This window comes from Aneurinibacillus thermoaerophilus (genome assembly GCF_900099925.1).
GTDB classification, from domain to species: domain Bacteria; phylum Bacillota; class Bacilli; order Aneurinibacillales; family Aneurinibacillaceae; genus Aneurinibacillus; species Aneurinibacillus thermoaerophilus.
The window spans coordinates 51840-65233 of the sequence record NZ_FNDE01000017.1 but is presented as its reverse complement, the minus strand read 5'-3'; the positions used below and the strand labels follow the sequence as shown (position 1 = coordinate 65233).

At 46.6% G+C, this 13394-nt stretch carries 14 protein-coding genes; 4 read left to right on the top strand and 10 right to left on the bottom strand.

Going from position 1 to position 13394, the window contains the following annotated elements; genetic code table 11:
* Both BLR88_RS10205 and BLR88_RS10200 read left to right on the top strand, forming a co-directional pair.
* On the top strand, window positions 1-216 hold a 216-nt coding region (locus BLR88_RS10205), incomplete at its 5' end, for a zinc ribbon domain-containing protein (RefSeq protein WP_139184957.1).
* A 200-nt stretch (window positions 217-416) separates the two neighbouring features.
* The gene (locus BLR88_RS10200; RefSeq protein WP_091260589.1) at window positions 417-2114 is read left to right on the top strand and encodes a methyl-accepting chemotaxis protein; all 1698 of its coding nucleotides are present in this window, start codon (window positions 417-419) and stop codon (window positions 2112-2114) included.
* A gap of 68 nt (window positions 2115-2182) precedes the next feature.
* Here BLR88_RS10200 and BLR88_RS10195 read toward each other — a convergent pair whose 3' ends face one another.
* The 6 genes from BLR88_RS10195 to BLR88_RS10170 form a co-directional block, all read right to left on the bottom strand.
* Window positions 2183-3223, bottom strand: a complete 1041-nt coding sequence (locus BLR88_RS10195) for a DUF3048 domain-containing protein (RefSeq protein ID WP_175493596.1) — start codon at window positions 3221-3223, stop codon at window positions 2183-2185.
* Between the two features lie 185 nt (window positions 3224-3408).
* On the bottom strand, window positions 3409-4116 hold the full coding sequence (locus BLR88_RS10190; protein ID WP_057899942.1) for an ABC transporter ATP-binding protein: 708 nt from the start codon (window positions 4114-4116) through the stop codon (window positions 3409-3411).
* On the bottom strand, window positions 4116-4892 hold the full coding sequence (locus BLR88_RS10185; protein WP_057899943.1) for an ABC transporter ATP-binding protein: 777 nt from the start codon (window positions 4890-4892) through the stop codon (window positions 4116-4118). Before BLR88_RS10185 ends, BLR88_RS10190 begins: the two co-directional genes overlap by 1 nt.
* Window positions 4870-5841: a branched-chain amino acid ABC transporter permease gene (locus BLR88_RS10180; protein ID WP_091260587.1), complete on the bottom strand. Its 972-nt coding sequence runs from the start codon at window positions 5839-5841 to the stop codon at window positions 4870-4872. Before BLR88_RS10180 ends, BLR88_RS10185 begins: the two co-directional genes overlap by 23 nt.
* Window positions 5842-5855: 14 nt before the next feature.
* On the bottom strand, window positions 5856-6734 hold the full coding sequence (locus BLR88_RS10175; RefSeq protein WP_057899945.1) for a branched-chain amino acid ABC transporter permease: 879 nt from the start codon (window positions 6732-6734) through the stop codon (window positions 5856-5858).
* Window positions 6735-6826: 92 nt separating this feature from the next.
* Window positions 6827-8029 carry an ABC transporter substrate-binding protein gene (locus tag BLR88_RS10170; protein WP_057899946.1) on the bottom strand — a complete coding sequence of 401 codons (1203 nt, stop codon included), beginning with the start codon at window positions 8027-8029 and terminating at the stop codon, window positions 6827-6829.
* A 374-nt stretch (window positions 8030-8403) separates the two neighbouring features.
* Here BLR88_RS10170 and BLR88_RS10165 point away from each other — a divergent pair, with 374 nt between their 5' ends.
* The gene (locus BLR88_RS10165) at window positions 8404-8661 is read left to right on the top strand and encodes a YgaP family membrane protein (RefSeq protein WP_057899947.1); all 258 of its coding nucleotides are present in this window, start codon (window positions 8404-8406) and stop codon (window positions 8659-8661) included.
* A 32-nt stretch (window positions 8662-8693) separates the two neighbouring features.
* Complete coding sequence (locus tag BLR88_RS20370) at window positions 8694-8822, top strand: EYxxD motif small membrane protein (protein WP_257721577.1); 129 nt, start codon at window positions 8694-8696, stop codon at window positions 8820-8822.
* A gap of 26 nt (window positions 8823-8848) precedes the next feature.
* On the opposite strand, the gene purD is transcribed toward BLR88_RS20370, so the two are convergent.
* Genes purD through purM form a run of 4 tightly spaced genes read right to left on the bottom strand, consistent with a single transcriptional unit; the run spans window position 8849 to window position 13384 of the window.
* A complete protein-coding gene (purD, locus tag BLR88_RS10160) occupies window positions 8849-10132 on the bottom strand; it encodes a phosphoribosylamine--glycine ligase (RefSeq protein WP_057899948.1) in 1284 nt (427 codons plus the stop codon).
* A 23-nt stretch (window positions 10133-10155) separates the two neighbouring features.
* Window positions 10156-11706 (bottom strand): bifunctional phosphoribosylaminoimidazolecarboxamide formyltransferase/IMP cyclohydrolase, encoded by a 1551-nt coding sequence (gene purH, locus BLR88_RS10155; RefSeq protein WP_057899949.1) that lies wholly within the window; start codon window positions 11704-11706, stop codon window positions 10156-10158.
* A complete protein-coding gene (purN, locus tag BLR88_RS10150) occupies window positions 11703-12344 on the bottom strand; it encodes a phosphoribosylglycinamide formyltransferase (protein WP_175493595.1) in 642 nt (213 codons plus the stop codon). Before purN ends, purH begins: the two co-directional genes overlap by 4 nt.
* Entirely contained in the window at window positions 12344-13384 is a 1041-nt protein-coding gene (gene purM / locus BLR88_RS10145) for a phosphoribosylformylglycinamidine cyclo-ligase (protein WP_057899951.1), read from the bottom strand. The genes purN and purM overlap by 1 nt, the downstream gene beginning before the upstream one ends.
* Between the last annotated feature and the right edge of the window lie 10 nt (window positions 13385-13394).

Genomic DNA, 13394 nt, shown 5'->3' with positions numbered 1-13394 from the left:
CTCCATAAGCGCAAGGAACGCTATACATCGCAAACCTGTCCGGTTTGCGGGGCGAAAAAGAACGTGCGTGGGCGTATGTATCGCTGTTCGTGCGGCTATACCCAACATCGGGACATTCACGGTGCGGCGAATCTACTGTCCAAAGTGTTGTATGAAAATCGGATTCAGTCCTTGCCGTTTGAAATACAGAAACCCACGTATCTACGGATCGCCTAAGCGAGAAGTAGTAGATGGTTTGTTCCGCCCCACGCCCGTAAGGGTGTGTTGCTGAATGATTCCCCTCGCAGACGGCACGTGTCTGTGAGATCAGCGACAACCCGTTGATCGCCTGTTCTGCCGAGGTGGATCGTTCAGAAACCCCCACTTCAACCTATGGTAAGTGGGAGAGGTTCATTATTGAAAGAGGAGAGATATGTTTGAAAAGTATTAAAGGAAAATTGCTACTTTCTTTTACGATGATTTTTTTGTTATTTGCAGCCGTTTTAGCCTTTGTTCTGCTGCAAATCAGCCAAAATACGAAAAATATTCAGCACATGGAAACCAAAACATTGCCGATAGCTTTAAAAGCCGATGACATGAAATTATCCGTTGTGCAAGTTCAGCAATGGCTCACCGATATTAGCGTTACGAAAGCCGCAAAAGGTTTGGATGACGGTTTCGATAAAGCCGAAGAATATGCTAAACAATTTGAAAAAACGCTCGGAGAAATGCGCTCCTTTTATCCGGAACAGGAGCAAAGATTACAAGAAATTCAGATGTCGTTCAACGAATATTACAATATGGGAAAAAAAATGGCGCATGACTACATTCAAGGTGGCACAGCAAAAGGAAACGAAACAATGGGCGAGTTTGACGCATATGCCGAAAGCATTAACGAAAAGGTAGACAAGTTTCGTGCGGAAGCCCTGCAAAACATTCGCGCTGTCGTTAAACAACTGGATGATGAGATTTCATTTTTGAAAACGGTCTTGCTTATCTCTTCATCAATCGTGCTCCTTCTTTCCATCGTAATCGCTTTGAAAATAAGCCGTGCCATTACTTTGCCTCTATCCCAGCTTTTGACGGGAACACAGCAAATTGCACACGGAAACCTGACCGATAAAGTCATTGTGCATACTAAAGATGAAATCGGGCAACTTGGAGCCGCTTTTGAACAAATGAGGCTAAAGCTGTTGGCACTCGTCAAGGATATGCAAACCCTATCATCTGATTTAAACGCAAGCAGCCATGAATTATCAGCTTCCGCAAATCAAAGCGGTGAAGCTTCCCAACGGATTGCCACTATCATTAACGAAGTGGCGGATGGAACAAACCGTCAAGCCGACGCGGCTTCCATCATTCTTGAGAAAATGGAACAGGCAATGGAGGAAACAAAAGAAGGACATGAGCAAGTGAAAAAGACAATGGAACATGCCTTAGAAGCAACAAACGCCGCCCACGAAGGAAACCGTTCTATTCATGAAGCGATTCATCATCTTAACGTTGTATGCGATACGATTTCTTCAGCGACTGAATCCATTCAAAAGTTAGAACGTCGTTCGGAAGAAATCGGAGGAATTATTACAACGATTACCGACATCTCCAGCCAAACCAATCTTTTGGCGTTAAATGCGGCGGTTGAAGCAGCACGGGCAGGTGAACATGGCAAAGGATTCGCGGTAGTAGCGGATGAAGTACATAAACTTGCCGAGGAATCAAATATAGCTGCCAAAAAAATAACCGAAATGATTCGCGATATTCAGGCGGAAACAGCCATTACCATTCGTACAATGGAAAGTAATTTCAGTGCTATAGAAAAGCAAGTTGATATCATCAAATATGGTGGAAAATCATTGGACATCATTGTCTCCAAAGTTGGAGCGACAGAAAACAATATTAAAAAAATCGAGCAGATCTTTCACAGGTTAGAAAGCAATACACAAGAGATTTTGCAATCGTTGCAAGAAATCGCCACCATTGCTCAAGCGTCAGCAGCAGCCGCTCAAGAAGTAGCTTCTTCAGCGGAAGAGCAGTCGGCGACCGTTGAAGAAGTGGCGGCAAATTCTTCTTCGTTAGCTCATATGTCTGAAACACTGGAGAAAGAGATGAGCAAATTTATCATAACGAAAAAGTAAACAATAGAAATCCTCTGGTCATGAATAGATCCACCACGTTAACCAAACGGGTGGATCTATTCACTTTCTTATTCAAACGTCATATGTTCAGAGAAGGACGGGGTTGTTGGTACAACATTGACCCAGGTCGTACCGGGATACAGCGGTACTTCTACACCATTTTGATAGGCGCGAATCGCCCCATCTTTCCGCTCCCAGGTAATTTTTAGCGCCTTGCCGCGCTGAAACAGATAACCTTCTCCTGGCCCTTCCGTATCAATTTCCAGGCGACCTTCGCCGTCCAATACACGATGGTGCGCCGCAATGACCAGCACATTGGTCGCAAGCAATTGCTTGCCTGTCTCTTTATCCAGATGAGGTTTGCCTGCGGTAAACCGCTTGTACTGTTTTGTGGCCGGATCGTATTCGTACCCCGCTGTATTCCTTTTGGAATAGCGAATGCTGATTTTCGTTCCTGGCTCTCCCTCTACCGATTCATCTTCCTTTTTAAATAAGAAAACTGGAATATCTCCCCCGAGGTTGTAGCCTTTTTCTTCTGCTCCTTTACGCAGCTTTTCAATGTTTGTATATAAATTGTGCGGCGCTTTGCGTGATTTATCGCGCCAGTAAGCTTTTGGATATGTGTAAATTTCATCCATATCAGCATAATCGCCACTGCGAAGCATGCTGAGTGCGGCGACGCTGCCTCCGGCATGCGACATAATGGCGTCAAACCCTTGTCCGATTTCAATATTATACGGACGGATACTGCGCACAGGCCCAACTACTTTCGGTGACTTGCTTTGGTAAAACGCCATAAACCGGGTGATAAGCCCTTCTTCCAACATCTCATACACCATATCAGCCTGATCTAATCCGGACTGCGGCCGCGCCTTGGAATGGTTATTCACCATGACCATCACAACGCGATCCTTGTTTTCACTCTCGACGGGAAGACCGGTTAAGGGAGCTACGTACTTGGACACCGATTCAGGAACCGCTCCGGTAGCCGTTTCGATGTTCGGCATATTTTGCTGCCTCTTGTTTTCCAGCTTATCAAGCAGTCCGCAAGCGCTGGTAAAAGACAGGCTCAAAGCAAGCAACGATGCCGCCCATACTTTTTTTCTCATAATAATCCCTCTTCTTTTTATCATTTTCCTATATCTTACCATACTTCTTTAGTATAGCTTTCCTCTAAAATTTATGCCCAAGTACGTAGAATTACAAAAATATATAGAAAGAAAATATGCGGATTTCTTCCTCTATTTAAAAATTCGTGCAACTTTCATCATAAAGGAAGAATCCGCATGTTGTATTAATGTCCGCCTAAATACGCCATCTTCACCTCATCGCTGGCATTCAGTTCGGCTGCTGTGCCTGAAAGAACAACACGGCCCGTTTCGAGAACGTATGCCCGATTGGCTACGGAAAGGGCCATATGCGCATTCTGCTCTACCAGAAGAATGGTTGTGCCTGCTTCATTAATTTCCTGAATAATACGAAAAATGGTTTTTACAAGCAGAGGCGCAAGTCCCATAGATGGCTCATCAAGCAAGAGCAGCTTCGGACGCGCCATCAGCGCCCTGCCCATCGCCAACATTTGCTGTTCTCCGCCGGAAAGCGTGCCCGCCAATTGTTTGCGGCGTTCCAGCAGACGCGGAAACAAATCGTATACTTTCTCAAAATCCTTGCGCATACCATCTTTGTCGCGGCGCAAAAACGCGCCCAGTTCCAAGTTTTCTTCCACTGTCATATTGGCAAACACACGGCGCCCTTCCGGTACGTGGGATATTCCTTGCTTTACAATCGCCTGCGCCTGTTTGCCCGCAATGAATTGGTCAAGATATACAATATTGCCCTGCCTTGGCTTTAGAAGTCCGGAAATCGTTTTAAGCAACGTACTTTTTCCCGCTCCGTTCGCCCCGATAAGCGTCACAATTTCCCCCTGATTCACTTCCAATGACACACTTTTCAATGCTTGAATATTTCCATAATATACGTCAATATTGTCTACCTTTAACATTACAAAACCTCCTCGCCGAGATACGCTTCAATCACCTTCGGGTTATTTCGGATCTCCTCCGGCGAGCCATGCGCAATTAATTGTCCATGATCGAGAACATAAATCCGTTCGCACACGCCCATCACAAGCGGCATGTCGTGTTCAATCAACAAGATGGTAAGATTAAACTCTTTGCGGATAAACGCAATCAGCTCCATCAGCTCTTTCGTTTCTTGTGGATTCATCCCCGCCGCCGGTTCATCAAGCAAAAGCAGTTTCGGATGAGCCGCAAGCGCGCGGGCAATTTCCAGACGACGTTGCTGTCCGTACGGCAAATTTTTCGCCATCTCGTCTTTCAGTTTATCAAGCTTAAAAATTTTGAGAAACTCAATCGCTTTCTTCTCCATCTCCCGCTCCCCGGAAAAATGGGAAGGCAAACGGAGAATCGAACTGACAATCGAATGTTTCGCAAGCGAGTGGTAAGCGACCTTGACGTTGTCAAGCACCGACAGATCACCAAACAGACGAATATTCTGAAATGTCCGGCTAATTCCCTTACGGGTGATTTGATATGGTACAAGTCCGTTCAACTTTTCGTCATTCAGAAAAATGTGCCCTTCCGTCGGTACATATACGCCTGTTAAAAGGTTAAAAAATGTTGTTTTTCCAGCTCCATTCGGACCGATAAGTCCAACAAGCTCCCCGTGATACAGTTCCACATTTACACCAGAGACGGCCTTTAGCCCGCCAAATTGAATGCCGACGCTGTCTACTTTAAGCAGCGGTGTGTTTGCCACCTGGTTCTCCTCCTTCGATGCCTGTGCGTTTCTTCTTAAAGAGTTCCGTAATTTCCTTCGTACCCATCAATCCCTGCGGGCGATAAATCATCACAATAATTAAAACCAAACTGTAAATAATCATCCGCGTTTCTGGATAATCCTGCAAGAAGGTAGACACAATCGTTAATAAAATAGCGGAAATCACCGCGCCCGACATGCTTCCCAAGCCACCTAACACAACAAAAATCAAAATATCAAACGATTTTAAAAAGCCAAAGTTTGTGGGCTGAATGATATAGAAGTTATGTGCATACAATCCACCGGCAATTCCCGCAAAGAAAGAACCCAGGACAAAGGCAATGACCTTGTAGTATGTCGTATTCACTCCCATAGCATCGGCCGCAATTTCATCCTCTCTAACCGAAATGCACGCCCTCCCATGCGTAGAATTCGTAAAGTTGATAATTACGATAATCGTAATCAACAGGCAAACGAATAGCGTGGTCCAATCTGTCATATGGGATACTTGCATCCCACTGGCTCCGCCTACATAATCAATGTTCAAAAAAGTAATTCGAATAATTTCACCAAAGCCTAATGTTGCAATTGCCAAATAATCCCCTTTAAGCCGTAAGCTGGGGATGCCGACAACCAATCCGGCTATAGCCGCTACAATCCCCCCGGCAATTAACGCTACGCTAAATGGCAGCTCTAATTTCATTGTACAAATGGCCGAAATATAAGCACCAACAGCCAAAAAGCCAGCATGCCCGATGGAGAACTGGCCCGTGATACCGATAACCAAGTGAAGACTAACAGCGAGGATAATATTGATACATATAAAGTACAGCGTATTCTCATAAAACGTATTAAGCATAGAAAAAGATATAAGATATTGAATAACTGCATAAAAAGCAATGGCAAGGAGAATGGATAACCAGAAACCTTTCACTCTCTTCCGTTGCATTTTTCTCCCCCCCTCTACACTTTCTCCCTGACGTTTTTGCCAAACAATCCGTACGGCTTAAAAATCAGAATTAGAATCAAAACGACAAAAGCAACCCCATCTCTCCACAGCGAATATCCGACAGCGCTGACCAAAGATTCCACCACGCCAAGGACCAAGCCGCCCACCATCGCGCCTGGAATAATTCCGATACCGCCCAGCACCGCTGCAACAAACGCTTTAAGGCCTGGAATAATCCCCATTAGCGGGTCAATTTTGACATAATAAATTCCGAAAATAACGCCAGCCGCGCCGGCCAACGCCGATCCGATCGCAAACGTTGCCGAGATGGTATTGTCGACATTAATTCCCATCAAACGAGCAGCTTCTGCATCGTATGAAACCGCTCTCATTGCTTTTCCTATTTTTGTTTTGTGCACAATAAATTGCAGAATAACCATCAACGCAAGCGAAACGCCGAGAATGAATAACGACTGACTATTAACGGTCACTCCAAAAATTTCAAAGCTTTTATTCGGAATCACATCAGCCGGATACGCTTCCGGTTGTGCTCCCCTTATATAAACCGTGCTATATTCAATGAACAACGAGACGCCAATAGCTGTAATCAGAGCGGCGATTCTTGTCGCATTGCGCAGCGGCTTATATGCGATCCGCTCAATCAACACGCCGAAAATCGCGCAGACGACCATCGCGAACAACAGTGCAGGAAAAAAACTCAGCCCCATGACGGTAACCGCATAAAATCCAACAAAAGCACCCACCATGAAAACATCGCCATGTGCAAAATTAATGAGCTTAATAATTCCATAAACCATCGTATAACCAAGTGCAATTAAAGCATAAATACTTCCTAGTGAAATACCGTTTATAAGCTGCTGTACCAGTTCCATGTTCCCACTCCTTCCAGGCAATGCTTTCGCGCGACAACGCGACAATGTGCCCCTTACATTTCGAATGGGGGGCAAGCCCCCCATTCGTATACTTACGGATTAATTTTTGTTTTAAATACTTGCTTCCCATCTTTGTACTCTAAGATTGTAGCTGACTTAATCGGGTTATGCTGCTCATCCACGCTGAATTTTCCTGATACAAGCTGCAAATCTTTTGTTTGCGCCAGAGCGTCTTTAATCTTAATCGGGTCTAAATCACCAGCCCGCTTAAGCGCGTCAGCTAGAAAATAAACGGAATCATACCCTAAAGCGTTAAATCCATTAGGAGATTTTCCGTTGTACTTTTCCTTAAAAGCTTTGACGAAGTTTTGAATTTTCGGATCCGGATCATCGGATGAGTAGTGGACGATCGTGTACGCATTGTTCAGCGCATCTTTTCCAGCCAGTTCAACCAACGTCGGAGAATCCCAACCATCTCCACCCATCAATACTGCTTTAATTCCCAGTTCACGCGCCTGTTTCACAATTAGACCTACTTCTTCGTAGTATCCAGGAATAAAGATGAACTCAGGGTTTGCGGATTTAATGCGCGTGAGCGTAGCACGAAAGTCAGTATCCTTTGCCACATACGCTTCTTTCGCTACCACTTTCCCGCCATTTTCTGTAAACTTTTTCTCAAATGCGTCCGCTAAACCTTTCGCATAATCACTGGAGCTATCGGAAAAAATAGCGGCTGTCTTCACTTTCAACTCTTTCGTTGCAAAATTTGCTGCCACTTTTCCCTGAAACGGATCAATAAAGCAGGTGCGGAACATAAAATCATTTACTGACCCGTCATCATTTACCGTAATTTTTGTGCTTGTACCGGCAGTTGTAATCACTGGCGTTTTATTCTTGGTAGCCACCTCAACCTCAGCCAAAACAGCCCCGCTTGTAGCCGGCCCGATAATCGCCGCTACTTTCTCCTGACTGATCAGCTTAATTGCGGCATTGGTCGACTCAGCCGGGTCGGACTTATTGTCAACTTTCACCACTTCCAGCTTTTTGCCGTTGATCCCGCCATTCTTGTTAATTTCCTCCACAGCCAGTTCGATCCCCTGACCAGAAGATTGGCCATACGATGCAGTTCCCCCAGAAAGCTCAAGGTTCGCTCCGATTTTAATCGTATCCCCAGCTGCGCCCTGTCCGCCTGAAGCGGATGTATTCGCATCTTTCGTCCCGCCGCTGCAACCAACTGCTATTCCGGCAGATAGCATGAGAGATAAAAGAATACCTGTGACTTTTCTTTTCTTCATCATGTGCCCCCTATTTTTCAAATAAAATCTCCTTTTTCAAAAAAGCAAAAATATCTTATTTCTAAACAAATCCCCTCCCTCTATATTGTATTTTTGAATCAGAAAATAAAATTTGTTTTTATTAATAAAAAACCTATTATTCTGAAAATATTGTACATCATTATTGTGTCTTCGTCTAGTAATATAGTATTTTGTATCTAAAAAAAGTATAACTTTTCGCATAAGTATTTTTTTATTGTTACTATACTTCTAATAGTACTATTAAAATCTTACGCTTTTTCCAAGGAAAAGCCATACAGCCTATGCATATTCCCTTTTTCTTTCCACATGCTAAGAAAAGAATGTACAGTTTTCAGATATAGGGGGACTGCAAAATGAAACAAAATGTAGGTATATGTGACGCACTCATCCGGATTACGTTCGGACTCATGGGCCTTTCTTACGGCATAGCCCGTCTTGCCCGCTATCCTTACCGGACTTCTACATGTGTGTTGATTATGCTCAGCGCCCTGAAAGTAGCTGAAGGTATTACCCGCTTCTGCCCGCTGCTCGCGCTGCTTGACATCAGCACAATAAACGGCGAAAATAAACGTCCATATCGCATCCGCAGTTATCCACGCTGCCGGCGATAAGCGAATAAACACGCACAAAGGAGGAAGCACATATGGATCGACTTATGTGGGAGGTCGTAAGCGACAATTTATACGTCATTCTAACCATTGTCGCTTCTGTTATTGTCGTAGCTATAATGTGGGCTAAAAATGGGAAGTCGCGCGGTCGCTATAAATCATAGCAACCGCGTGGCTTCGCCTTTGCCGATTATTTTGTTTTTTCTTCCGCTCGGCGCAACGCTTTCGCCCCGATATCGGTGCGGTAATGCGCACCTACAAACGAAATTCGCTTTACTGTTTCATACGCTTTACGCTGGGCTTCAGACAAATCTTCTCCGATCGCGGTCACGCCAAGCACGCGACCGCCGCTTGTCACAATGCGACCGTCCTTCTCAGCCGTTCCGGCGTGAAACACGATCACGTCATCCGTATTTTCCGGCAGTCCGGTAATTTCGCGGCCTTTCAAATAAGAACCAGGATAACCTTCAGACGCCATAATGACGCAAACTGTTGCGTCTTTTTTCCATTCTACACGGCACTCATCTAACCTTCCATTCACTGTCGCGAGAAAAATATCGGCCAAATCGCTCGCGAGACGCGGGAGTACAACCTGTGTTTCCGGATCACCAAAACGCGCATTAAATTCAATGACTTTTGGTCCTTTGTCCGTAATCATCAATCCTGCATACAAAATGCCACGGAACGGACGCCCTTCAGCCACCATCGCTTTAGCCGTCGGAATGACGATTTCATCAATGGCCCGACGAACAACCAACTCGTCCATATGCGGTACCGGAGAATACGTTCCCATACCACCTGTGTTCGGGCCTCTGTCATCGTTAAACACCGGCTTGTGATCCTGCGACGGCACCATCGGAATAACCGTTTCGCCATCTACAAACGACAGCAGCGTCATTTCCTCACCGGCCAGATATTCTTCAATGACAACGCGGGCGCCAGCGCCTGAGAACACATCATCCACCATCATCGCCCGCAACGCTTCTTCCGCCTCCTCAAGCGTAAACGCCACGGTTACGCCTTTACCTGCTGCCAAACCATCCGCTTTAATAACGATCGGCGCGCCCTGCTCACGTACGTAAGCAAGGGCCGCTTCATAATCAGTAAAAGCACAGTACGCGCCGGTCGGAATGTTATACTTCTTCATTAGCTCTTTAGCGAACGCTTTACTGCCTTCAATCAGCGCCGCCTCTTTTTTGGGTCCAAAAATTTTTAGCCCCTGTTCCTCAAAATAATCCACAATGCCGCCGAGCAGCGGGTCTTCCGGACCGACTACCGTCAGCTCGATGCTTTCTTTTTTCGCAAACTCCGCAAGAGCCGCAAAGTCATTGACACCAATCGGCACGCACTCGGCCACCTGCGCGATACCAGCGTTCCCCGGCGCGCAGTAAACGCGAGATACTTTCGGGCTTTGCGCCAGCTTCCATACAAGGGCGTGTTCGCGACCGCCACCGCCGACAACGAGTACTTTCATTGAATTTACTCCCTCTCTTTACTTTAGTGTTTGAAATGGCGGATCTTCGTAAATACCATCGCAATGCCGTGCTCATTCGCCACTTTGATGGAGTCTTCATCGCGAATGGAACCACCCGGCTGAATCACTGCGGTAATACCCGCTTTCGCGGCTTCTTCTACCGTATCCGGCATCGGGAAGAACGCATCAGACGCCAGTACGCTGCGAAACGCTTTATCGCCCGCCTGCTCGATCGCGATACGCGCTGCACCCACACGGTTCATTTGTCCCGCGCCCACGCCGATTGTCATATTATCTTTGGCGAGAACGATGGCATTCGATTTCACGTGTTTTACGACTTTCCACGCAAACAGCAATTGTTCGATTTCCTTCTTCGTCGGCTTGCGATCCGTCACGACTTCAAGGTCAGCTTCTGTAATTTGTTTCGCATCTTCGCTCTGCACCAGCGCGCCACCTTCGACGCTGGTCAACTTCCACGCAGCTTTGTCTTTTGCCGTCAGATCTCCGAGTTCCAGCAAGCGTAGATTTTTCTTCTCCTGCAAAATTTCGAGCGCTTCTTCGGTAAAGGAAGGTGCCATGATGATTTCAAGAAAGATTTCCTTCATTTGCAAGGCCGTTTCTTTATCGATCGGACGGTTCGCTGCGATGATCCCTCCAAAAATTGAAACCGGATCAGATTCGTACGCCTTCTGGTACGCTTCCAGAATCGTTGCTCCTATGCCCACACCGCAGGGATTCGTATGTTTCACTGCGACAATAGCCGGTTCGCTAAATTCCTTGACGATCGCAAGTGCGGCGTTGCCGTCATTGATATTATTGTAAGACAGTTCTTTGCCGTGCAATTGCTTGGCGGTAGCAATATTGCCTTGTCCTGCGAGCGGTTCACGATAAAAGGCTGCGGTCTGATGCGGATTCTCACCGTAACGAAGATCCTGCACTTTCTCATATGTTACCGTATAGCTTTCCGGCAGTTGCTCCCCAACCTGTTCAGTTAAGTATTGAGAAATAAGTGCGTCATAAGCGGCTGTATGGCGGAATACTTTGGCCGCTAATTTACGCTTCGTTTCATCCGATACGCTTCCGTTCGTCTGGATTTCTTCAAGCACTTTGCTATAATCGTCCGCATCTACAATCACCGTTACATATTTATGGTTTTTCGCCGCGGAACGGAGCATCGTCGGCCCACCGATATCAATGTTTTCAATCGCTTCGGCGAATGCTACGTTTGGCTTGCTGATCGTTTGTTTGAACGGATACAGGTTAACAACCACAAGATCAATCGGCGTAATGTTATGCTCGGCGATTTGCTGAACATGTTTTTCATTGTCACGTACAGCAAGCAATCCGCCATGAATATGTGGATCCAACGTTTTTAAGCGCCCATCAAGAATTTCAGGAAAGCCGGTTACGTCAGAAATGCCGATCACCTTTACTCCTTCTTTTTGTAGCAGAGCAGCTGTACCGCCAGTGGAGATAATTTCTACACCCAGTTTCTCCAGTTCTTTGGCGAACTCTATGATGCCTGTTTTATCCGATACGCTAATCAATGCGCGTTTTACCTGTACTGCACTCACAGTTTTTCCACTCCTCTACCGTATTCAAAATCTTCCGCATCAACACGTACATGTCGTCCATCAAGATGAACCTTGCCGTCTACCAGAAGCTGAATCACCTGAGGAAGCAAATGGTGCTCTTCCCGATGAATGCGCGCCGCCAGCGTTTCTTCCGTATCGCTGCCGTACACTGGAATAGAACGCTGCGCGATAATCGGCCCCGTATCCATGCCTTCATCCACAAAATGGACAGTAATTCCTGTAACTTTCACACCATAGCGTAAAGCCTGACCAATAGCATCTTTTCCAGGAAAAGAAGGCAGGAGAGACGGATGCAAATTGATAATGTGCCCACCGTACACTTTTAAAAGCGTGTCACCGATCAAGCGCATGTAACCCGCAAGTACGATAAGCTCTATACCAAACTCTTCAAGCTGTTTGAGAATTTCCCTTTCAAAGCTTGGCTTGTCCGGATAATCTCTGGCGGAGAACACAAACGTCGGCACTTGGTAAGAATCCGCCCTCGTAAGCACATATGCGCCAGGCCTGTCACAGACAAGCAGTGCTACTTCCACATCGGTTAGCGTCCTGTTCCTAATAGCTTCCATAATAGCAGCGAAATTTGAGCCGCTTCCAGAAGCAAAGACGGCGATTTTCATTACCAATTCCCCCCGCCAAAGCGTACATCTTGCTCTCCCTGTACAATCCGGCCAATTATCTGCGCCTTCTCTCCCGCTTCCTGCAATACGCGGAGCGCTTCGGCCGCCTCATTTTCCCGAACGATGGCAATCATGCCAATCCCCATATTAAACGTACGAAACATGTCTTTTTTCGATATACGCCCTTTCTCTTCCACAAGCGTAAACACCGGCGGAATATCCCAGGAGCCGTACTCGATTTGAGCCGCTGTTCCTTCCGGCAAGATGCGCGGAATATTGTCGTAAAATCCACCGCCGGTAATGTGCACAAAGCCGTTCACCCGCACTTTTTCCAGCAAAGCAAGGCACGATTTCACGTAAATGCGCGTCGGCGTCAAGAGCGTCTCCCCCAGCGTACCGCCAAGTTCCGCCACGTTATCCGTCAGTGACATTCCAACGTTGTCCAGCAGAACCTTGCGCACAAGCGAAAATCCGTTGCTATGAACCCCGCTGGAAGCCATACCGATGATCACATCGCCAGGCTTGATGTTTTTGCCGTCGATGATCTCATCAGCATCCACTACACCTACGCTAAAGCCCGCAATATCATACTCCGATTCGTCATACATCCCTGGCATTTCCGCGGTTTCGCCGCCGATAAGCGCGCACCGGGATTGCTCGCATCCGTCGGCAATTCCTTTGACAATCGCTTCGATGCGTTCCGGGACAACTTTGCCGCAGGCAAGGTAATCAAGGAAAAACAGCGGCTCAGCGCCCTGTACCACAATGTCGTTGACACACATGGCGACCGCGTCAATTCCAATCGTATCATGCTTATCCATCGCAAATGCGATTTTCAATTTCGTTCCTACCCCATCCGTGCCCGATACGAGCACCGGCTTTTTATATTTGCTTGTATCAAGGCCGAAAAGCGCGCCAAAACCACCCAAGTCAGTCAAAACCTCCGGGCGGAATGTGCGCTTGACATGTTTTTTCATCCGTTCAACCGCTTCGTTGCCGGCGTCAATGTCCACTCCCGCCTGCTTGTAAGCTTCACTCATGCTTTCTCCC